The organism is Actinomadura sp. WMMB 499, assembly GCF_008824145.1.
Classification (GTDB): Bacteria; Actinomycetota; Actinomycetes; order Streptosporangiales; family Streptosporangiaceae; genus Spirillospora.
On record NZ_CP044407.1, the window covers coordinates 6,044,139 to 6,064,088 of the forward strand.

Annotated in this window: 26 protein-coding genes and 1 pseudogene; 14 read left to right on the forward strand and 13 right to left on the reverse strand. The window is 71.7% G+C overall.

The genetic code is table 11. The annotated features are described in order from the left end of the window. Nucleotides 1-16: 16 nt before the first annotated feature. Nucleotides 17-1,369, reverse strand: coding sequence for a carotenoid oxygenase family protein (locus F7P10_RS27220; protein ID WP_151013462.1), 1,353 nt, complete (start codon nt 1,367-1,369; stop codon nt 17-19). A 109-nt stretch (nt 1,370-1,478) separates the two neighbouring features. Between F7P10_RS27220 and F7P10_RS27225 the strand changes: the two genes are divergently transcribed. Then, a complete protein-coding gene (locus F7P10_RS27225) occupies nt 1,479-2,015 on the forward strand; it encodes a PadR family transcriptional regulator (RefSeq protein ID WP_151013464.1) in 537 nt (178 codons plus the stop codon). Between the two features lie 64 nt (nt 2,016-2,079). Here the strand turns inward: F7P10_RS27225 and F7P10_RS27230 are convergent, their stop codons facing one another. Further along, a complete protein-coding gene (locus tag F7P10_RS27230; RefSeq protein ID WP_151013466.1) occupies nt 2,080-2,868 on the reverse strand; it encodes a site-2 protease family protein in 789 nt (262 codons plus the stop codon). Beyond that, a complete protein-coding gene (locus F7P10_RS27235) occupies nt 2,865-3,461 on the reverse strand; it encodes a TetR/AcrR family transcriptional regulator (RefSeq protein ID WP_151013468.1) in 597 nt (198 codons plus the stop codon). The genes F7P10_RS27230 and F7P10_RS27235 overlap by 4 nt, the downstream gene beginning before the upstream one ends. Before the next feature lie 103 nt (nt 3,462-3,564). On the opposite strand from F7P10_RS27235, the gene F7P10_RS27240 reads away from it, so the two are divergent. The 4 genes from F7P10_RS27240 (at nt 3,565) to F7P10_RS27255 (ending at nt 6,182) form a co-directional block, all read left to right on the forward strand. Then, nucleotides 3,565-3,888 carry a helix-turn-helix transcriptional regulator gene (locus F7P10_RS27240; RefSeq protein WP_151013470.1) on the forward strand — a complete coding sequence of 108 codons (324 nt, stop codon included), beginning with the start codon at nt 3,565-3,567 and terminating at the stop codon, nt 3,886-3,888. Continuing rightward, complete coding sequence (locus tag F7P10_RS27245) at nt 3,885-4,313, forward strand: SRPBCC domain-containing protein (RefSeq protein ID WP_151013472.1); 429 nt, start codon at nt 3,885-3,887, stop codon at nt 4,311-4,313. The genes F7P10_RS27240 and F7P10_RS27245 overlap by 4 nt, the downstream gene beginning before the upstream one ends. A gap of 188 nt (nt 4,314-4,501) precedes the next feature. Continuing rightward, nucleotides 4,502-5,443, forward strand: coding sequence for a class A beta-lactamase (bla, locus tag F7P10_RS27250; protein WP_151013474.1), 942 nt, complete (start codon nt 4,502-4,504; stop codon nt 5,441-5,443). 304 nt (nt 5,444-5,747) lie between these two features. Beyond that, nucleotides 5,748-6,182 (forward strand): hypothetical protein, encoded by a 435-nt coding sequence (locus F7P10_RS27255; protein ID WP_151013476.1) that lies wholly within the window; start codon nt 5,748-5,750, stop codon nt 6,180-6,182. A 102-nt stretch (nt 6,183-6,284) separates the two neighbouring features. Here the strand turns inward: F7P10_RS27255 and F7P10_RS27260 are convergent, their stop codons facing one another. After that, a complete protein-coding gene (locus tag F7P10_RS27260) occupies nt 6,285-7,949 on the reverse strand; it encodes a TROVE domain-containing protein (RefSeq protein WP_151013478.1) in 1,665 nt (554 codons plus the stop codon). Nucleotides 7,950-8,586: 637 nt separating this feature from the next. Between F7P10_RS27260 and F7P10_RS27265 the strand changes: the two genes are divergently transcribed. After that, nucleotides 8,587-9,219 (forward strand): DUF6461 domain-containing protein, encoded by a 633-nt coding sequence (locus F7P10_RS27265; protein ID WP_151013480.1) that lies wholly within the window; start codon nt 8,587-8,589, stop codon nt 9,217-9,219. 11 nt (nt 9,220-9,230) lie between these two features. Here the strand turns inward: F7P10_RS27265 and F7P10_RS27270 are convergent, their stop codons facing one another. Beyond that, nucleotides 9,231-9,428 carry a hypothetical protein gene (locus F7P10_RS27270; RefSeq protein WP_151013482.1) on the reverse strand — a complete coding sequence of 66 codons (198 nt, stop codon included), beginning with the start codon at nt 9,426-9,428 and terminating at the stop codon, nt 9,231-9,233. Then, nucleotides 9,425-9,814: an ATP-binding protein gene (locus F7P10_RS27275; protein ID WP_151013483.1), complete on the reverse strand. Its 390-nt coding sequence runs from the start codon at nt 9,812-9,814 to the stop codon at nt 9,425-9,427. The genes F7P10_RS27270 and F7P10_RS27275 overlap by 4 nt, the downstream gene beginning before the upstream one ends. 121 nt (nt 9,815-9,935) lie before the next feature. Between F7P10_RS27275 and F7P10_RS27280 the strand changes: the two genes are divergently transcribed. The 5 genes from F7P10_RS27280 to F7P10_RS27300 are packed head-to-tail and all read left to right on the forward strand — an operon-like array spanning nt 9,936 to nt 11,665. Then, entirely contained in the window at nt 9,936-10,715 is a 780-nt protein-coding gene (locus F7P10_RS27280) for a helix-turn-helix transcriptional regulator (RefSeq protein ID WP_151013485.1), read from the forward strand. Further along, nucleotides 10,706-10,879: a DUF397 domain-containing protein gene (locus tag F7P10_RS27285; protein ID WP_151013487.1), complete on the forward strand. Its 174-nt coding sequence runs from the start codon at nt 10,706-10,708 to the stop codon at nt 10,877-10,879. Before F7P10_RS27280 ends, F7P10_RS27285 begins: the two co-directional genes overlap by 10 nt. After that, nucleotides 10,876-11,043, forward strand: a complete 168-nt coding sequence (locus F7P10_RS27290) for a DUF397 domain-containing protein (RefSeq protein ID WP_151013489.1) — start codon at nt 10,876-10,878, stop codon at nt 11,041-11,043. Before F7P10_RS27285 ends, F7P10_RS27290 begins: the two co-directional genes overlap by 4 nt. Next, entirely contained in the window at nt 11,040-11,210 is a 171-nt protein-coding gene (locus F7P10_RS27295; RefSeq protein ID WP_151013491.1) for a DUF397 domain-containing protein, read from the forward strand. Before F7P10_RS27290 ends, F7P10_RS27295 begins: the two co-directional genes overlap by 4 nt. 5 nt (nt 11,211-11,215) lie before the next feature. After that, nucleotides 11,216-11,665, forward strand: coding sequence for an NUDIX domain-containing protein (locus F7P10_RS27300; protein WP_151013493.1), 450 nt, complete (start codon nt 11,216-11,218; stop codon nt 11,663-11,665). On the opposite strand, the gene F7P10_RS27305 is transcribed toward F7P10_RS27300, so the two are convergent. The 6 genes and pseudogenes from F7P10_RS27305 to nucS form a co-directional block, all read right to left on the reverse strand. Continuing rightward, complete coding sequence (locus F7P10_RS27305) at nt 11,653-12,384, reverse strand: maleylpyruvate isomerase family mycothiol-dependent enzyme (RefSeq protein WP_151013495.1); 732 nt, start codon at nt 12,382-12,384, stop codon at nt 11,653-11,655. The genes F7P10_RS27300 and F7P10_RS27305 overlap by 13 nt on opposite strands. Nucleotides 12,385-12,412: 28 nt before the next feature. Next, nucleotides 12,413-13,144 carry an ATP-binding cassette domain-containing protein gene (locus tag F7P10_RS27310; protein WP_151013497.1) on the reverse strand — a complete coding sequence of 244 codons (732 nt, stop codon included), beginning with the start codon at nt 13,142-13,144 and terminating at the stop codon, nt 12,413-12,415. A 51-nt stretch (nt 13,145-13,195) separates the two neighbouring features. After that, nucleotides 13,196-13,420 (reverse strand): hypothetical protein, encoded by a 225-nt coding sequence (locus F7P10_RS27315; RefSeq protein ID WP_151013499.1) that lies wholly within the window; start codon nt 13,418-13,420, stop codon nt 13,196-13,198. Nucleotides 13,421-13,438: 18 nt separating this feature from the next. Beyond that, a complete protein-coding gene (locus F7P10_RS27320) occupies nt 13,439-13,888 on the reverse strand; it encodes a hypothetical protein (protein WP_151013501.1) in 450 nt (149 codons plus the stop codon). A gap of 121 nt (nt 13,889-14,009) precedes the next feature. After that, nucleotides 14,010-15,278, reverse strand: coding sequence for a hypothetical protein (locus tag F7P10_RS27325; protein ID WP_151013503.1), 1,269 nt, complete (start codon nt 15,276-15,278; stop codon nt 14,010-14,012). Between the two features lie 362 nt (nt 15,279-15,640). Next, nucleotides 15,641-16,320: pseudogene (gene nucS, locus F7P10_RS27330) on the reverse strand (endonuclease NucS). A 262-nt stretch (nt 16,321-16,582) separates the two neighbouring features. Between nucS and F7P10_RS27335 the strand changes: the two are divergent. Together F7P10_RS27335 and F7P10_RS27340 are read left to right on the forward strand one after the other, a co-directional pair. Next, nucleotides 16,583-16,783, forward strand: coding sequence for a hypothetical protein (locus tag F7P10_RS27335; protein WP_151013505.1), 201 nt, complete (start codon nt 16,583-16,585; stop codon nt 16,781-16,783). 87 nt (nt 16,784-16,870) lie between these two features. Beyond that, complete coding sequence (locus F7P10_RS27340; protein ID WP_151013507.1) at nt 16,871-17,257, forward strand: SCO5389 family protein; 387 nt, start codon at nt 16,871-16,873, stop codon at nt 17,255-17,257. Between the two features lie 96 nt (nt 17,258-17,353). Here the strand turns inward: F7P10_RS27340 and F7P10_RS27345 are convergent, their stop codons facing one another. After that, nucleotides 17,354-18,328, reverse strand: a complete 975-nt coding sequence (locus F7P10_RS27345; protein WP_151013509.1) for an LLM class flavin-dependent oxidoreductase — start codon at nt 18,326-18,328, stop codon at nt 17,354-17,356. 55 nt (nt 18,329-18,383) lie between these two features. Here F7P10_RS27345 and F7P10_RS27350 point away from each other — a divergent pair, with 55 nt between their 5' ends. Then, nucleotides 18,384-19,943 carry a 3-hydroxyacyl-CoA dehydrogenase gene (locus F7P10_RS27350; protein ID WP_151013511.1) on the forward strand — a complete coding sequence of 520 codons (1,560 nt, stop codon included), beginning with the start codon at nt 18,384-18,386 and terminating at the stop codon, nt 19,941-19,943. The last annotated feature ends 7 nt before the right edge of the window (nt 19,944-19,950 follow it).

Genomic DNA, 19,950 nt, shown 5'->3' on the forward strand with positions numbered 1-19,950 from the left:
CCCGGACGCCGGACGATCAGGCGTCCGGGACGTCGGGGTCGTCCGGGATCCAGCTTCCGTGGAACCCGGCCGGGACGCGCCGGGGCAGCCGGACGGACGCGGTGGTCCGGGACAGGTCCGTCGCGTCCATGACCACAAGGTCCGCTTCGGACGGGGCGGAGACGATCGACAGCAGCCAGCCTTCGTCCTCTGCGCGCGCGCCCTCGGCCGGGACGAAGACCGCCTCGCCGACGCTCACGTCCCCCTCGAACTCGCGCGCGGACGACGAACCGTCGCGCACGTCGTACTTCACGATCGCGTTGCCGGACACCGTGTAGAGGAACCGGCTCGGCAGGCCCGTCCGGTCGTCGTCATGGGTCGGGAACTCCACGCTCCGGTCGTCCAGCGGCTCCCCGGCGGCCTTCCCGGACGCGGGGTCGAGCGTCCAGCGGTGCAGGCGGGCCCTGTCGAGCGCCGCGGCCTCCCGGGCCGGGTCGGCGGATCCGCCGATCATCTTCCACGTGGCCGCGAAGTCGCCCGGGGTGTAGCGGACGGCGTCCAGGACGATCCGGCCGGCCGCGTCCTCGTGGGCGTTCCCGACGTGGAAGACGTAGCACGGATCGATGTCGAACCAGCGGACGTCCCCCGCGGCGTCCCGGGGCATGACGCCGAGCCGCGCCCCGTACGCGTCGTCCCACCGGAACGGCATGGACACCCCGCGCGTCGCCAGTTCGAGGTCGAACACGACGGGCAGGTCGAGCCAGACGACATGGTTCTCGGTGATGGCGAAGTCGTGCATCATCGTTCCGGCGGGCACCTCGATCTCGCGGCTCTCCACGAGCCGCCCGTCCGCCGACAGCCGGTGGTAGGTCAGGTGCGGCGGGAGGACGCCGTAGCCGAAGAACAGCAGCTCCCCGGTCGCCGGGTCCCGCTTGGGGTGCGCGGTCATCGCCGTGGCGAGCCGCCCGCCGAAGTCGACCGGTCCGGCCGTGCCGAGCTCCGGGGTGATCTCGTGCGGGAGCCCGACCTCGACGAGCGCGAGGATCCTGTCCCCGTGCGGCACGACATGGGTGTTGGCGGGGACGGCCACGAGGTCGAGCGTCCCGTCGTCCCGCAGGAACGGGGCGTCCTCGGTGAACTCCCTGGTCCGGACCCACCGGTTGCGGTACCACTCGGCCCGGCCCGCGCGGAGCCGCACGCCGTGGATCATCCCCGCGCCGGTGAACCAGTGCCCGCTCGGCCGCCCCGGCGCCGGATTGGGGCCGTTGCGGAAGTAGCGGCCGGTCAGCTCCGGTGGGAGCGTGCCGGTGACGGGGAGGCCCAGCGCCTCGATCTCGTCCGGGACCGGGGCGTAATGCCCGTCGAGCCACATGCCGGTGTCCTGCGTCATGGGGGGCCTGCCTTTCACGGGGCCGTCTCAGCGCACATTCCACTACAGACATGTCGAAGATAGACATTCCTAAACTGACATGTCAATGCTGAAAGATAAGCTGGACGCCATGAGCCTGCGACACGCCGTGCTGGGACTGATCGCCGAACTGGACGGAGCCAGCGGCTACGACCTGCTGAAGCTCTTCGAGATCTCGCTCGCGAACGTGTGGCCGGCCACGCAGAGCCAGCTCTACGGCGAACTCGGGAAGCTCGCCGACGCCGGGCTCATCCACGCCGCCGCCGAGGGGCCGCGCGGCCGCCGCGAGTACACGATCACCGAGACCGGCCGGGCCGAGCTGCACCACTGGCTGACCGAGGTCCCGCCCAAGCCCGCACGGCGGGACGAGACGCTGCTGCGGGTCTTCTTCCTGGGCGAGGTCGAACGGCCGGAGGTCCGGGACTACATGCGCGAGCAGTCGGACCGCCTGACGGCACAGCTGGACGATCTCGCCGACCTGGAGACGTCCGTGCGGTGGGAGGAGGACGACCTGGCGCGCTACGGCCGGCTGGTGTTGGAGTACGGTCGGCGTTCCATGACCATGCGTCGCGACTGGTTCGACTGGGCCCTCGCCGAGATCGAGTCGTTCGACGAGCCCGCCGGGTAGGGCCGATGGGGCGTTCCCGGGCCGCCACCCGAGGGGCGCCCTGCGGCGGTCCCGATCGGACGGCTCAGTCCTGCCAGAACTGGAAGAGGGCGTGGCCGATCGCGATCTGGAGTTCCTCCAGGCCGATCGAGTCGGTGATGTAGAAGACGAGGTTGAAGAAGCCCTCGTTGATGGGGCCGAGCCACAGCAGCGCGACCAGCACCAGGAACGCGTACCCCGCGTACTGGTTCGCCTGCCGCACCAGGCCGCGCGGCAGGTACGGTTCGATGATCCCGAAGCCGTCCAGGCCCGGGATCGGCAGCAGGTTCAGGATCGCGGCCGTCACCTGGAGGAACGCCAGGAAGGCCACGCCGACCCAGAACACGCTGTGCGCGTCGTCGGCGAGGGTGTTGATCAGGACGGCCAGCACCACGGCGAACAGGACGTTCGACAGCGGGCCCGCGGCCGAGATCAGGCTGTGCCGGATCTTCCCGCGGATCGAGTGCCGGTCGATCCACACGGCGCCGCCCGGCAGGCCGATCCCGCCGAGCAGGATGAACAGCACCGGGATCGCGAAGCTCAGCACCATGTCGGCGTACTTGAACGGGTTGAGCGTCAGGTAGCCCTTGGTCGCCACGCTGTGGTCGCCGGAGCGGAACGCCGTGTAGGCGTGCCCGAACTCGTGCAGGCACAGCGAGAGCACCCACCCGGCGAGCACGAACACGAACAGCGCGATCCGTGCCGGCTGGTCGGTGATCTGCCCGTACCGCCACGTGACCAGCCCGGCCAGCGCGGTCGCCGCCATGATCACGAGGAACACCGGGCTCGGCCGGACCGCCGAACCTCCCCGCGTGCCGTGCGCGATCTCCGTCATCCCGTAGCCCCTTCCACCGCGATGGCGGGCACGACGTAGGTGCGCAGGAAGCGGCGCAGCCCGTCGGCGTCCCGGTCGCGGTCCATCACGATCAGGGAGGTGATGATCCGGAAGAGGAACTCCACCGTGCCCTCCACCTCGATGTCCGGCCTGAGCGTCCGCTGCCGCTGCGCGCGCTCGAAGTAGGGCCGGACGTACTCGCAGCACAGGTCGAGCACGTGCTCGCCCGCCCCCGCCACCGCGGCCTGCATGTGCCCCGCCGCCTCGGGCACCAGGAAGTGCGCGATCGTCGGTGCGCCCCGGACGTACTCGACCGCGTCGAGCGTGCCCTCCACGATCGCCTCCGGGACCGACCGCTCGCTGCGGAGCCGGTCGGTCAGGGTGTCCATGAAGCGCAGCAGGTCGCGCACCACGACGGCGAGGATCAGCTCGTCGCGTCCCCCGGTGACGGCCCGGTAGACCGTCGCCCGGGACAGCCTCGCCGCGGCGGCGATGTCCTCGACCGTGGTCTTGGCCACCCCGAACCGGCCGAAGCACTCTTCGGCGGCGTCGATGATGCGCTCACGGGTGGCGTCGGAGGCGACCGGGGGCATGCCTGAACATTACCGGCACGCCGCCCCTGCCCGCCGCACGGGCAATGCGTAGGAGATTCCCTACGCTTGACGCGTAGGAAATCGCCTACCTATTGTGGTCCGCATGACAACGGACGTCTTCGCCGCCCTGGCCAGCCCGGTGCGGCGCGAGCTGACCGCCCTCCTCCTGGACGGCCCGCGCTCGGTGAACGACCTCGCCGCGCACTTCGCGATGAGCAGGCCGAGCGTCTCCGAGCACCTGCGCGTCCTGCGCGGCGCCGGGCTGGTCAGCGAGCGGCGCGACGGCCGGCGGCGCCTCTACACGCTCGAACCGGAGCCGCTGGCGGAACTGTCGCAATGGCTCGCCCCGTACGAGCGGTTCTGGCGCGCGAAGCTGTCCGACCTGCGCACACTGCTGGACGACGAACAGGACGGGAAGACCCCATGAACGAGCAAGCGATCGAGGTCGACGAGTTCCTGCCGCACCCGCCCGCGCGGGTCTGGCGCGCGCTCACCGACCCCGAACTCCTCGCCCGCTGGCTGATGCCGAACGACTTCGAACCGTCCGTCGGGCACCGCTTCACGTTCGTCACCCGGCCCATCCCGAACGTGGACTTCGACGGGAAGATCGCCTGCGAGGTCCTCGAGATCGACGCGGAGCGGCTGCTGCGCATCAGTTGGGGCGGGGGCGGCCTCGACACGACCGTCACCTGGCGGCTGGCCCCCGAGGGCACCGGCACCCGCTTGTTCATCGAGCACCGCGGCTTCGACCTGGACGACCCCGCGCAGGAGTTCGCGTTCCGGGGCATGGGCAGCGGCTGGCGCACGGGCGTCCTGCGGGCCTTGCGCGACACCCTCGCCGAAACCGGGTGATACCGGATCAGTCCGTGAAGTAGTGGCCCGCGCCCGACCGCGACCGCCTCGTGGTCGACTTCCGCGAGATCGCCCAGGCCCATTTCACCGGACCCGCCGAGTGACGAGCGGTCATACCCCTTCCGATATCGAATGCTGATCCATACCGGTATTGGACACGCTCGAAGGTCGGTGATCTTCTGGCTCGCATGACACGACCCGTCCGGCCGGTCCTCGCGGCGCTGACGTCCGCCGCCCTGCTCGGCGTCGCGGCCTGCGGGACCGCCGCCGCTCCCGCCCGCGTCGCCCGACCCGCCACCGACACGTCCGACGCCGCACTGCGAAAGACGTTGGCGGAACTGGAGAATTCCCACGACACACGTATCGGCGCGGTGGGCATCGACCTCGCCACCGGCGAGACGGTCGGCTACCGGGCGGGTGAACGCTTCCCGTTCAACTCGATGTTCAAGGTGTTCGCCTGCTCCGCCGTCCTGCACGAGGCGCGCACCGGCCGCCCCGGGCTGATGGACGAGGTGATCCGGTGGACGCCGGACGACATGGCCGCGCTGACCGAGAACTCGCCGGAGACCACCGAGTACACCGACACCGGCATGACACCGGCGCAACTGTGCCGCGCGGGCATCACCAAATCGGACGGCTTCGCGGGCAACATGCTGCTGAAGCAGATCGGCGGACCGTCCGGCCTGACGGCGTTCTTCCGTTCCACCGGCGACCGGGTGAGCCGCCTGGACCGTCCCGAGCCGTACCTGACCGAGTGGGAGCCCGGCCGGGTCCGCGACACCACCACGCCCGCCGCGTCCGCCCGCACCTTCGCCGAACTCACCACCGGCACGACCCTGCACCCGCGTGACCGGGCGCGGCTGGTCGGCTGGCTGGACGCGAGCCTGACCGGAGCCGAGCGGATCCGGGCCGGGCTGCCCGACGACTGGACGGTCGGTGACAAGACCGGCACCGGCGGCGCGAAGAACCACGGCTCCGCCGGCGACATCGCGATCGTCCGGCCGCCCGGCTCGACGGCGCCGCTGATCCTCTCCGTCCTCACGAACCGCAAAACCGACGACACCCCGAACGACAACGAGGTCATCGCACGCACCGCGACCGCCCTCGCCGAAGCCCTCGGGCACCTCTGACCTGGAGCCGGTCGGAACGGCACACCGGGACAAGCCTGCCGGCGAAGACGAGATCGACGCGCTCGTCGCGCGCGCGTGATCGACGAGTGCGGCACGTTGATCACCGCGGCCGGCGCACGCCGATGCTGGTCGACACCGAGCCGAGGTGGAACGAGCGGGTGTTCAGATCCGTGCAGCCCGCAGGTGCGGACAGGGCGCGCGGAACGCCCCGATCACGCCGCCGGGCTCCTTCGCCGATCGATCGTCTCGGGACGAATCCGGCGGACATCGAATTTCGGTGACGGTCGCTTTGTACCGTGACGGGATGGCGGACTTCACGATCGGCTGCATGTGGCGGGTGTTCATGCCGGTGATCGCGTGCGTGCTGATCGTGGCGGCGGTGAAGGACGCCCGTCCGGCGTACACGGCGCAGTTCGGCTCCGGCACACCGGGCGTCTTCACGGCCCGGGAGAAGGATTGCTCCTCTCGTGGCCCCTGCGTCTACAGCGGTGACTTCGTCTCCGACGACGGCGGCCTGGTCCGCGAGGACGTGGCGCTGGTTCCCGGTGGCGGGGTTTCGGGAGTGGGCGCTTCGACCGAGGCGGTCGACACCGGCAATCCGCGCGGCGTCTACCCCGCCGACGGGTCATCGGACTGGCTGCTCCTGACCGTCCTCGGCGGGGCGGGCGTCGTCGTGCTCGTCCTGTGGGCCATCGGCATCCTGCGTCTCTTCCGCCGACGAAAGCGCTCACCCCGCTGAAGCCGGTGCCGGACGAGGCTCTCGGCGAGGAACTCGCGGGACGCCGCCGCCCGGGCGAAGCCCGACCCGTGGACGCACGGCCGCACCGGCGGCCGTGCGTCCTCAGCCTCGGATGAAGCCGTGAACCACCATCGGCAGCGACGCGTCCAGGCCCGCGACGTTCAGGACGCCCTCGTCGCGCGGGTCCGCGATGGAGCGTCCGTTCGCGGCCATCGCCGCGACGACGACCCGTGCCGCGCCGTTCACCGACCGGCGATACGACGCCAGCTCCTGCGTCGGGTGCGACCGCCCCGCCCACGTCTCGCTGTCGGTGAGGACGACGATGCCGTCCACGTCGAGGCGCTCTTCCTGCGCCCACGCGAACGGCAGCGACAGGTCGGTGCCGCCGCCCGAAGCCCTCCAGCCGCCGATCTCCCGCAGGTTCGTCCGCGCCGTCACCTTCGAGGCGTGCACACTGGTGTCGACGTCGATGACGTGCACGTTCGAGCCCTCGATCCGGTTGAGGATCACGGCCATCGCGTTGGCGACCTCGTAGCAGGTGCCGAGCGGAGCACCACCGGAGTGGACGCTCTGCCACGTCATGGAGCCGGACGAGTCCACCGCGATCAGGAGACGCCGGCCGGACGGCCCGACGTGCCCGAACGACAGCTCGTACGCCTCCTCCAGCGCGTCGACGACCTCGGGCACCGGCGCCCACGTCTGCACGTCGGCGCGCGGGTTCGGCTGCGCCCGGCCCGCCTGATAGACGCGCAGCGCCAGGAACAGGTCCATCGGGTGGATCCGCGCCTTGGCGAGCGCGTCGGCGTTCGCGAGGCGCGCCGCCGCGCGGCGGGCCGCCCCGCCCATCGGGGTGAGGGTCCCGATCCGCGTCATCCGCGCGAGGTTCCGGATGAGAGCCGTCATGCCGATCGTGTCGACGAGTTCGTCCCACACGCCCGCGTCGCCGAGGACGCGGTCGGGCAGGAACTCCCACGGCACGCCACGGTCCTGGACGACGTCGATCGCCTCCACCGCGGTGGTGACGGCCTGCGCGGTCAGGAACGCGTCGATGGCGGGCACCCGGCCGCGGGCGTCGGCGTCGGAGACGTTCCCCGCGATCCAGCCGAACAGCGCCCGGCGGGCGGCGGAGTCGGCCTTGGGGTGCGCGATCCGCAGCGCGTCCCGCAGCGCGAACGCCTCCCCGGCGGGGGTCTTGCGCTGCCGCGCCTTGCACGCCCGCCACGCGACCCGGTCGACGTCACCGTCCTGGAACCAGGACGCGAGCGCGGTCCGCATCGCCCGGCCGACCACCGGCGCGGTGCCGCCAGGGGTGGTCTTGCCGCCGAGGTTCTTCCAGTACCCGAAGAACGCGCTGAGGTGGTCGGTGGTCCGCGCGACCTTCGCGAGCGACGCCTTCACGGCCTGCCGGGTGCCGGCGTCCCCGCGGGCCGCCGCCGCGGCGAGGACGAACAGCGCGGGCCGGTTCTTCGGCGCCCGCGGCGGGTGCGCGGTCGAGATGTCCGTCGCGAGCCGCACCGCGCGGACACCGTCCGCGGCGACCGCGTCGAACACGACCCGCGCGCCGTCGGCGGTGAGGTCGTCCTCGCGGACGTAGTACGTGCCACCGATGGTGCCGAGGATGATGAAGTCCTCCAGCCGCGTCCACAGGTCCTTGGCGAACCCGTAGCCGCCGGCGTTGTTGCGGACCTGCTCGGCCTCACGGCCGGGAACGGGGCGGGTCTGCGGCGTCGCGACGGTGGAGATCGAAGCGAGGGGGTCACGGGCCACGGTCGGCCTCCCAGGTGTTTCGTCCCGCCGCTCGGGCGGGTGCGGGGGAGTGGAGGCCGGACGGACGGGCAGGGCGGATGTGGTGACGCCTGCCGGGTTAGACAGATGCTCTCCCACTGAGCCACGCCAGGGACCTGGCCCCGGCGGCAGGGATCGAACCTGCGACCCTCTGTGCCGGTAACCGACGGACTTCGACCCGCCCTCCCGCACGTCCGGCTTGCTCGTCGAGCCTGGCGCCTGCACGGATATGGCAGCGACCACCGGAGGAATCTGTGCCAAAGAGATAACCGATGGTCTTCGACCCGTGCGGGCACCGGACCCGACGTGCACAACCGACGTTAACCGTCCGAATCGGCGACCGCGAATTGTTTATTCGGACCGCAGTGCCAGTTCCGTTCTGCTGAGGTCACCCGCCTTCGGCCACCACGGATGCCGCTGCAATCGCTCCGCGACACCGACCCGCCCGGCCCGCGCGATCCGGGCCAGGATGCCTGAGTGCTGGACGGTCGGTGACGCGACCGGCACCCGGCACCGGCGGCGCGAAAGCCCTCGCCCCTCCGTGGCCGCTTCAGGCCGCGTCACCTCGCGTATACGGGAGCGCGTCACCGCACGTCAGTGTTTCCGGCACCATGATCACATGGCGACTACCGCGACCGATTACCGGTGGATCAACGACTACCCGGGACTGACCGAGGCGTATTGCGTGACCTTGGTCCGAGGAGTGAGTGTGCAGCAGTTCCTGCAGGGGATGCGCGCCGAGCCTGAGGAGAGCATTCCCGGTTACAGCGCCTTCGAGGACCGGACCTGGGAGGTCTGGGGCGAGCATGACGGCGACCATTACCTGATCGGGGCCACCAGCGTCCCTGGGGACGAGGGCGAATGGGTGCTCGGCCTGGAGGTCAACGGCTTCCTGGGAACCGTGAATCAGTTGGTAGCACCGCTGTCGCACGATACTCGGCTCGTCTCCCATTTCTGCAACGTCAACGCGGTCGACAGGTTCCTTTGGTATGACGACGGTACGCTCCGGACGTCGTTCGAGCCGCTCTTCCCGACTCAGAGGGCGACGCCCGACCCTGACGGGCTCGTGGGACTGATGGAGGAGGTGGGCTTCGATCTGCGGGAGGGGGACGAACACGACTTCTCCATGCTTACCGAGGCCGCCTTCGCCCTGGCGGAGCGGCTGACGGGAGTTCGCGTCACCCCGGACGTGCTCGACGATGCGACTTTCGCTACCGGGCTCGTGCCGTGGAGCGCGGTCAGGAACTCCTGAGTCTCCGGCCCTTATGCCTCACCGAAGAACCGGGCCACCCGCTCCGCCGCGCCCGGCTCCGCCACGGCGAGCAACTCCAGCAGGCCGTCGCGGGACGATGCTGAGATGTGGACGCGACCGGTCGCACGCCAGACGTCGTCCCGGTCCCGCGTGATCGTCCACTCGGGGAAGATCCGCTGCAAGAACAGCAGGAGCAGGCCCTCGTTCACGCGGGCACCGGTTCGAGTTCGGCCCACACGACTTTCCCGCCCTCGGTCAGGGGACGAGTGCCCCACCGGCGCACGAGCGCCTCGATGAGCAGGAGCCCGCGCCCCGACTCGGCGGCGTAGTTCACGGGACGGACGACCGGCGGCACGTCCGATACGTCCCATGCCTCCAGCACGGCCGCCCCGTCGTCCCGCCGGTAGGCCCGGACGACCACGGGGTCGCCCGCCCGCGACCCGTGCCGGATGGCGTTGGTGGCCAGCTCGCTGATCACGGTCCGCGCGACGTCGTCGTCCAGCCGCCACGCCCCGAACGTCACCGCCACGAAGTCGCGCGCCTGCTTGATCGCCCCCAGATCCGCCTTGATCACGAGGGTTGCCGCTTCGGTCATATAACCGTCACCTCCGAATTTCCGTGAATCCAAGCACAGGATTCGCTCCGGTGCGTAGCGTCACCAGGGAAGTGACTGGTCACAAGAGCATCGGTGTCATGCACTCTCCCGGAGGTTCTCCATGGCTACGCGGAAGCCCACCCCCCAGACGCTCGGCTTCGGCGCAGAGGTCGCCCGTCTGCGCAAGGAGCGCGAGCTCTCCCGAGTCGAGCTGGCCAAGCTCGCGGCCGTCACCCGCTCGTACATCGCGCAAGTCGAGTTGGGGACGACTCGATGCCGTCAGGATTTCGCGGAGCGGTTGGACGAGGCCATGAAGTGCGCGCCGACCTTAGTGGATGCTTGGACCGATCTCCTGAGTTCTGCCGCCTACCCCAAGTTCTTCGTCGACTACCCCAAGGCCGAGGCCACGGCGGTCCTCCTGCGCGCGTTCGAACTCACGGCCGTGTACGGGCTCTTCCAGACCGAGGAGTACATGCGCGCACTCCTTGACACGGAACAGGCCGTCGAGGCCAGGCTCAAGCGTCAGGCGATCCTGAAGCGGCAGCATCCCCCCAAGGTCAGCGTCGTGCTCAGCGAACACATCCTCCACACTGAGGTTGGTGGTCCGGCCGTCATGAGTGAGCAGTGCAAGCGCCTCATCGAGGTCGCTGAGCTGGAAAACATCGTGCTCCAGATCGCTCCTACCGGGCGTTACTGGACGCTGGACGGTTCGTTCAACCTGGCGACTCAGCCGACAGGAGAGGAACTGGTCTACATGGCCGCTGCTCGGGGCGGGGTGACCACCAGTGATCCCGCCGATATCTTGTACGTGGTCAGCGCGTTCTCGTCTATTCAGGCGCACGCGTTGAGTCCCAGCGAGTCCATGGAGTTCATTCGGAAGGTGGCCACCCGATGGAGCTGATCAAGTGGCGGAAGGCCCGACGAAGTGGATCGCAGGGTGACGCATGTGTGGAAGTCGCCGCTCTGCCTGGTGGAGTCGGTGTCCGTGACAGCAAGGATCCTGGCGGCGGTCGGCTGACCCTTACCCCCGCTGCCTTCCGCAGGTTGGTTGAGCAGTGGAAATGACCCACTGGCGGAAGTCCCGGCAGAGCGACGCACAGGGGGATGCGTGCGTGGAGTTGGCGGCGCTGCCTGATGGGGTCGGGGTTCGTGACAGCAAGGATCCTGCTGGTGGTCCTCTGATGCTTACGCCCGCTGCCTTCCGCAGGTTGGTTGAGCAGTGGAAATGACCCGGTGGCGCAAGTCCCGGCGAAGCGAATCGCAGGGTGACGCTTGCGTGGAGGTGGCGGCTCTTCCCGCCGGGGTCGGGGTTCGTGACAGCAAGGCGCCCGATGGTGGGCGTCTCGTTCTCACGGCCGCCGCGTTCCGGGTGTTGCTGGACGGGCTCAAGCGTTAGGCGGCATGGCGCGGGGTGCGGTGGGGATCGAGGTGATCGCGCGGGCGGTCGTCCGGACGCCGGACGGGCTGCTGCTGGCGCGGATGCGCGGGGCCGACTGGTGGTTCCTGCCCGGCGGTCACGTAGAGCCCGGGGAGCCGGTGGTGGCCGCGCTCGTGCGTGAACTTGGTGAGGAACTCGGCCTGACCGTCCCGGCGCCCGCGATGATCGGGACGGTCGAGTCCGCCTACGTGGACGACGGGCAACAGCGGCACGAGGTGAACCTCGTGTTCGCGGTCGACGTCGCGGACGGTGAGTTCGTCGCGCTCGAACCGCACCTGGAGTTCGGGGTCGTGCCCGTCGAGGCGCTGGGGGACGTGGAGATCCGTCCGGCGACCTTGGGTCGGGCGGTGCGCGCCTGGCTGGACGACGCGCGGCCGTTCGCCGTCGTGCTGCCGGCGGGTCAGACCGCGTAGTTCCGCAGGTGCCGGAGGGCGAGGGCCGCGTCCGGGCCTTGGGCGGCGAGGGTCGATCGTTCGGCGGGGAGGCGGCGGGCGCCGACGCGGCAGAACTCGGCGGCGGGCCCGCGGATCACCGATGCGGCCTCCGGATCCCCGTACTCCCAGTGGTCGCCGTCCGGGCCGGTCAGCTCGCATCGGACGGGTCCGGCCTGCTCGCCCGCCGCGGCGAGCGCGTACGGCAGGGTGCGGTGGGCGAGCCACGCGACGTGCCGCAGCCGGGACGTGTCGGGGTAGGCGGTGCCGAGCGGGCCGGTGATGTCGAGGGCGTGCGCCCAGTGTTCGGCGATGCGTGTCGTGGCGAGCGTCCGGGGGGAGAGAGGGGCGGCCGCCCACAGGAGCTTCGCCTTGGGGTCGCGGGTCCGGAGCGCGTCGAGGGAGCCGTGCGCCGAGGTCCGCCAGCGGGCGAGCAGGTCCTCGGGTGCCGTGCCCCGGTCCTCGGCGACCAGCCGGTCCACCACGTCGTCCAGTGCGACACCGGGTTCGCGGTCGAACACCGAGTCGTGCCCGGCGGCGGAGGCGAGGACGAGTTCGTTGGTCTGCGCCAGGTGCAGGACGACGTCGGCGATCGACCATCCCTCGCATGCGGACGGACGGTCCCAGGCGGGGGCGTCAAGGCCCGTGAGGATCTCGTCGAGTTGGTCGAACTCCGCCGCCAGATCGTCGAAGACGTCCATGGCCGCCACGATACCGAATCGGGTTCGGTCAGTGGAAGAAGTCGCGGACGTACGGGTCGGTGCCGGCGGCGAGTTCGTCGGTGCCGCCCTCGGCGGTGATCCTGCCGCCGCGCATGAGCACCACCCGGTCGGCGGCGCGGCTCGCGGTGAGCATGGGCACGTCGTGCGTGATCAGCAGGACGGCCGCTCCGGCGGCGGCGTACCGGTAGAGGGTGGTCCACACCGCGTAGGCCGTGCCGGTGTCGAGGGACGCGGCGGGCTCGTCCGCGATCAGGACGCCGGGCGCGGGCAGGAGCGCGGCGGCGAGCGCGGCGCGCTGGATCTGGCCGCCGGAATGCTGCTTCGGGTAGAGGTCGAACAGGTCGGTGGGGTAGCGGGCGGCGGTGCAGGCGCGGTCGAGGGCCCAATGGTCGTGGCGCTTCTCCAGGTCGCGCAGTTGCGCGCCCACGGTTTGCGAGGGGTCGAAGGCCGTGACGCCGTCCTGTGGGACGAACCCGACCGTGCGGCCGCGCAGGCGGAACCACTCGCGCCGGTTGCGCACGGGCTCGCCGTCGACCAGTACCTGTCCGGTGCTGCGGGCGGGGGAGGGCAGCGACCCCGTGAGTGCCGCGGCGACCATCGATTTGCCGCAGCCGGATTCGCCCAGGAGCGCGGTGATCCGTCCGTCCGGCACGGTCAGGTTCACCGAGTCGAGCACCGTCTCGGCCCACCTGCCGGTGTCGATGTGGACGGTCAGGTCGCGGAGTTCGGCGCTCGGCATGCGGGCCAGCCTGCCAGAGCGGCCCGTGCGGGGTACGGGCCGTCCCCCTCGCTATGCCGCCGCGTACGGGGCGCCGGGCTGCGGGCCGGTGCCCTCCCGGGCGGCCACCCACGCGTCGTGCAGCCACATCTCGGTGCCGCGGCGGCCCGCCGAACCGTCCCAGCGCACGTCGCGCTCGTAGGTGACGACGCGTCCCGCGCCGTCCGCGATCACCCACGCGTACAGCCCGGAGTCGTGGCGCGCCTTGACCTTGGTCCCCGGGACGGTCCGGTCCAACCGTTCGGTTGGTGGGGGTCAGTCGTAGTCGGGGCCCACGACGCAGTCGTCGCTGCTCACGTCCGTGTCGTCGGTGGCGGTCGGTTCCCAGGACAGCGCGTTGGCCGGGACGTCCATGAAGGCGTAGGTCTCGCCCTCCTCGAGGCAGTAGTCGTGGTCCCGGCCGACCCGGACGCCGCCGAGGTCGGTGATGACGAACCCCCGCCGGGCGTCGAGTTTCACCTGAACGGTGAAGCCGCCGCTCCGGGAGTATCTGAACGGAGCGTTCTGCGGAATCACCCACATTTTCGAGTATTTCTGCTCGACCAGTGCGCGATCTCCGTAATCGCCGTCCTGGTCCCATCCGTCGATGTAGACGGTCGTGCCGGGCTGGATCTGCCGGAGCGCGTTCTCCGGTTGTTCCTGGCAGGCCGCGGTCAGAGCGAGGACCGGCAGCAGGGCCGCGGCCGATCGAAGGCTGGTGCGCATGGTGTCGTTCTCCGAGGGGCCGGGGGCGGACGGGACGGACGGGACGGACGGTCGAAGTCTCGTGGAACGGATCACGCACCGGCGGGCCGTCGGAAACCGTTCGCGGAATGGACGGGACGCGTTAACGTGCGGCGCTCGCCGGAAGGTGCGGAGCGAATTCGTGCAATGTCCGATCGACGGTCGCCCGCTTCACGGTTCGGGTCACGGGACCGAGTCCGGCACCCAGGACGATGAGCACGCACACGCCGAGGACCGGCATGTCGACACCGGCCAGTGCGAGCGTCGTGGACGGCAGCACGGCGATCGGCCCGAGGACGAGCGGCGTCGGGGCGGTGACGCGCGACCGCACGTACGACAGGTATCCGGCAGTCGGGGGACCGGGCCGGACACCGGGGACGAAGGCGTCCTCGCGCACGAGGAGGTTCGTCGTTCCCGGAACGTCGAGGACGCCTGCGGGGGAGACGGCCCTCGCGAGTGCGGCGAGTGCGAGCAGCGCGAGCAGGAACCGGGCGTCGTCGTGGCGGGGGGCGGTCCAGACGCCGTCGGGCACTCCACCGCCGGGCCACAGCCGCGCGGCGAGTGCAGGCAGGTGCAAGAGCACGAGGGCCGTGAGCACGGAACGCAGCCCGGAGCGGTGGAGCGGCACGGGAATGTAGGCCCCCTTGGGAGCGTGCAGCCGCACCCTCCTGCGGGCGTGCTGGACCGGCACGCGGCGTTCCGCCTGGGTGAGGGCGATCAGCGCCGCGACGGTGAGCAGTGCCGTGAGCAGGACGGCGGCGAGGGCGGCGATGAACGTGCCGGCGCCTCGGGTCTCGCGGACGTCCCACAGCAGGCCGGGGAACACGGCGCAGACCTGCGTGAAGAACAGGACGGCGAGGCCGTCGTCGAACCCGCGCGCGGAGACGAGCCGGATCAGCCCGGCGGTGATCGCCGTCCCGGCCGTCAGGGTCGCCGCGACCGCGACGGGGCCCGGACCGGTGAGGACGTCCCGCTGGGCGGCGGCGACGGCGACGGCCGTTCCGGCCGCGGCGCCGAGCGCGACGGCGAGCACCGTCGTGTACCGGCGGAGTCGCGCGGCGCCGCCGGTCTCCGCGGCGAGCGCGCGCAGCCGGGGGCTCGCGGGGACGAGCAGGCGCATCGCGGCGGACGCGGCGACGTGGGGGAGCACGCCGAGGCCGAGGACCGAGAGGTGCGGTAGGCCGCCGCCGGTGAGCAGGTCGAGCAGGGCGTACATCGGGTCGTCGCGGACGGCCGCCGCGGCGGCCTCGCGGAGCGCGGCGACGTCCACGCCGGGGCTCGGCACGTTCTGCCCGACCCGGTAGAGCAGCACGGCCAGGACCGTGAACAGCAGCTTCGTCCGCAGGCGGGGGATGCGCAGGAGGGCCCTCACCCGATCATAAATACACGAACGTTCATTGGAAGTCGGTGCCGCGCCCGTGAACACCCGTTGAAGTACTGGTGCCCGGGCCGGAGAGCCGTCCTAACCCCAGGGCCCAGTCCAGTTCCCACAGCCGGACGATGCCCGCCCGGTCGCCCGGAGGACGAACCGGCCGTCGGGCGTCGCGGGTCGCCCCGCCGCGTTCGTCCTCGCCGAGGACGCGCGGCCGCTCGCCCGTGCCGGCGTCCCACACGTCTCCGGGACGCCACTGCGGCGGTCCGCCGCGCTCGCCGCCATGCCCACCCCGTTCGCCGGGCCGTACCCGTACTCGACGGGCGGAAGTGCGGCAGACGGAGGTGTCTATACGAGGAACGTCAGAACAGGGTGCCCTCGTGCTCGATGCCGCGCAGCGCGTCGTAGTCGAGGGTGACGCAGTGGATGCCGCGGTCCGTGGCCAGGACGCGCGCCTGCGGCTTGATCTCCTGCGCGGCGAACACCCCCGGACGGGCGCGAGGTGCGGGTCGCGGTTGAGGAGTTCGAGGTAGCGGGTCAGCTGCTCGACGCCGTCGATCTCGCCCCGGCGCTTGATCTCGACGGCGACCGTCGCGCTGCCCGCGTCCCGGCAGAGGATGTCGACGGGGCCGATCGCGGTCGGGTACTCGCGCCGGATGAGGCTGTAGCCGTCCCCGAGGGTGGTGATGTGCTCGGCGAGCAGCTCCTGCAGGTGGGCTTCGACACCGTCCTTCTGCAGCCCCGGGTCCAGCCCCAGTTCGTGGCTCGTGTCGTGCAGGATCTCCTCGATCGTGAGGATCAGCCGCTCGCCGGACTTGCCGTGCGTGACCGTCCAGCGCGCGACGGCGCCGTTCTCGGTGTAGGGCTCCTCGCGCAGGGAGCACGGCGGGTTCATCCAGTTCAGCGGCTTGTAGGCGCGATCGTCGGCATGGACGCTCACGCTCCCGTCCGCCTTGATCAGGATCAGGCGGGGGGCCATCGGGAGATGGGCGGTGAGCTTGCCGGCGTAATCGACGCTGCAGCGGGCGATGACGAGACGCACCCGCCCAACCTTAGTGCGGACGGCGGGTGCGGACGTCCCGATCGGGGGAGCCGGCTCGGTGGCGCATCGGTGCTCGCGCAGGTCCGGCGGATGCCGGGCGTCCGAGCGCCCGGCAGCCGCCCGGACGTGCGGCGTTCCGGGTGCGGCTAAGGCGTCCGTGCCCGCGGAAGTAAGGCGTCGTGCCGATGTGGGGGCGGTCGCCTTAGGACGAACCTCTTGGATGTCGGGCCGGACTCGCGGCCCGGCGAACGGAGGGAACGTCGTGTACCACAACGACATCATGCGCGCGCTCATGCGGGAGCGTGCGCGGGACATGCGCACCGAGGGCGAGGCGGCCCGCGCCGGGTCCGTGGCGCGCCGCGCCCGCGAGTACTGGGCGGACCGGATGCCGGGCCCCGGCCGGGGCCGCCGCCCCCGTCCCGCGGCGCGCCGGGGCGGCGCCGCGCCCGCGCGGGAGGCGTAAGTCAGGGCGGCTGTCAAGCCTGGAATTTGCCGGAAGGCGTGATTAGCGTCGGTGAACGGTGTCATCCGTCTGCGAAAGGACCCTGGAATGTCCCTTGACGTGACCCCGGAGCTCCTCGAGACCGCCCAGCGCGGCGAGGTCGACGACGCGGCCTTCATCGAATGCATCAGGACGTCCCTGCCGTACGCGTGGGAGATGGTCAGCGGCCTGGTGGCCCGGCTGCAGGTGGACGGCGGCGACTTCGCCGACAACCTGACGCCGCCGCCGGACGAGCAGGCGCGCGGCCAGCTCCTGCGCGTGCTGGCCAGCGACGCGATGCGCGGCACCCTGGAGCGCTACTTCGGTGTGAAGCTCGCCTTCCAGAACTGCCACCGCCTCGCCGTGTTCCCGACCGGGGACACGGCCGCCTACGACAAGTTCGTTACCGCGCGCGAGCAGATCCTCAACCAGTCGCCCGAACTGCGCGACTGCTGATCCTCGCGATCCACCGCGAGCCGCCGTGACAGGACGGCCCCGTGCCCCGGCCGAAGCCCGGAGCGCGGGGCCCGTCCTCGTGCACGGGGGCCGGGGTCAGCGGAGGCGGGGGAGGACTTCGGCGCCCAGGCGCGCGATGTTGTCGAGGGTGGCGCGGCGGGAGCCGGCGGCCTCGACGAGCAGGATGAAGTGCTCGATGCCGGTGCGTTCGGCCGTCGCGGCGAGCGCGGACGCGCAGTCGTCCGGCGAGCCGACCGGGTGCAGGTCGCACATGCGGCGCGCGTAGCCGCGGGGGTCGCGGGACGGGCGCGGACGATCGTCCACCGGGACGTACCCGTCCAGACCGGGCCCGAGCCACGGGGGCATGCCGTCGAGGAGCGTCTTGACGGCGGCGTCCCGCGAGTCCGCGACCTGTGCGACATGCGTGGAGATGTGCGGGACGCCGGGGATCCCGTGACGCTCGACCGCGGCGGCCTTCTCCTCGTCGCCGACGTGCATGCCCAGCAGCATCGGCAGTCCACGGGACGCCGCCAGCCGTTCGGTCTCGGGCGACGTGCAGGCCACCGCGACCGGGGGCGGGGCAAGCGCGCGCGGGACGACCGGCACGTCACGGAACCGGAAGTGCTCGCCCGACCACGACACCCGGTCGGACCGGAGCCACTCCAGGAGGAGATCGAGGGATTCGGCGAAGCCGTGCTCGTACCGGGGGAGCCCGGTGCCGAACACCTCGAGGTCGCGCCACGGCCCGCCGCGCCCGACGCCGAGCCGGAACCGCCCGTCCGAGACGAGGGAGAGCAGCGCGGCCTGCTCGGCGAGCGCGACCGGATGCTGCGTGGACAGCGCGCTGACCGCCGTCCCGACGTGGACGCGCCGCGTCACGCCGAGCAGGTGCCCGGCCAGCACCGTCGCGGACGGCACCACCCCGTACGTCATGAAGTGGTGTTCGGCGAGCCACACGTCGTCGAACCCGGCCCGTTCGGCGGCGCGGGCCGCCTCGACCGTGCGGGCCAGGGCGGCGGCGTCGTCCTGACCGGGGAAACGGGCCGCGAGGAGGAAGATTCCGAAGCGCACGTCCCGGTCGTACCCGGCATCGGCCCCACCGGAGCGCTCTGCCAGACTGCGAACCATGACGAGTGGTTCGTTCAGCAGGGTCGGGGTCGTCGGACTGGGCACCATGGGCGCGGGCATCGCCGAGGTCGTCGCGCGCGGCGGCATCGCGGTCGTCGGCGTCGAGATCAACGCGGACGCGCTGGAGCGCGGGCGCGGCCACCTGGAGTCCTCGACCGGGCGCGCGGTCAAGCGCGGCCGCCTCACCGAGGACGGGCGGCGCGAGATCCTCGACCGGATCGCCCTGTCCACCGACTTCGCCGACCTCGGCGAGTGCGACCTCGTCATCGAGGCCGTCCCCGAACGGCTCGACCTCAAGCGCAAGGTGTTCGCCGAACTCGACCGCGTCTGCCGCGCCGACGCCGTCCTCGCCACCAACACCTCGTCCCTGTCGGTCACCGACATCGCCGCCACCACCGGGCGCCCCGACAAGATCGTCGGCGTGCACTTCTTCAACCCCGCGCCGGTCATGAAACTGGTCGAGGTCATCCGGACGGTCTGCACCGAGCCCGGCGCCGTCGAGCGGGTCGCGGCCCTCGTCGCGGGCCTCGGCAAGACGCCCGTCACGATCGGCGACCGCGCCGGGTTCGTCGCGAACCGGCTGCTGTTCGGCTACCTGAACCAGGCGGCGGGCATGCTCGAGTCCGGGCACGCCACCCGCGACGACATCGACACCGCGATGACGGCCGGCGCCGGGCTGCCGATGGGCCCGTTCACCCTGATGGACCTCATCGGCCTCGACACCTGCCTCGAAGTGCTCGAAGCCGTCCACGCCGAGTCCCGCGACCGCCGCCATGCCCCGTCGCCGCTGCTGCGCGAACTCGTCACCGCCGGGCTGCTCGGCCGCAAGACCGGCCGCGGCTTCTACGACCACGGCACCGCCGGGGAGCCCGCCGGGGACGCGCCCGCGAGCGCCGCACCGTCCGTCGCCGTCCTCGGCACCGGGCCGCGCGCCGACGCCCTCGCCGCCCGCCTCGGCGCGTCCGTCCGGACGCCCGCCGGCGTCGCGGGCCGCGACCTCGTCATCGAGGCCGCACCGGACGCCGCGACCGCCCGGGCCCTGCTCGCCGAGGCCGCCGCGAACCTCGAGGACGGCGCCGTCCTCGCCGTCACCTCCGCCGACGGCCCGATCATCGAGCAGGCCGTCGCGTCCGGACGTCCCGGCGACGTCGTCGGCCTGCACCTGCCCGAGGCCGACGGGGACCTCGCCGAGATCGCCCCGACCGTCGCCACCGCGCCCGGCGTCGCCGACCGCGCCGCCGCGCTGCTCGCCGCGCTCGGGCTCACCACCGTCCGCTGCCGCGACCGCGCCGGGTTCATCGTCGACGCGCTCCGCTTCCCCTACCTCAACGACGCCGCCGCCATGCTCGGCGCCGGATACGCCGACGCCGACGCGATCGACGCCGCGATGACGCTCGGCTGCGGCTACCCCACCGGCCCCATCGCCGACCTCGACCGGCTCGGCCCGGACCGCGCCGTCACCGTGCTGCGCGCCCTGCACGCCGAGACCCGCGAACCCGCCTTCGCCCCCACCGCGCTGCTCGTCGAGCACGTCACCGCCGGACGTCCGCTCCGCTGAGGCCCGG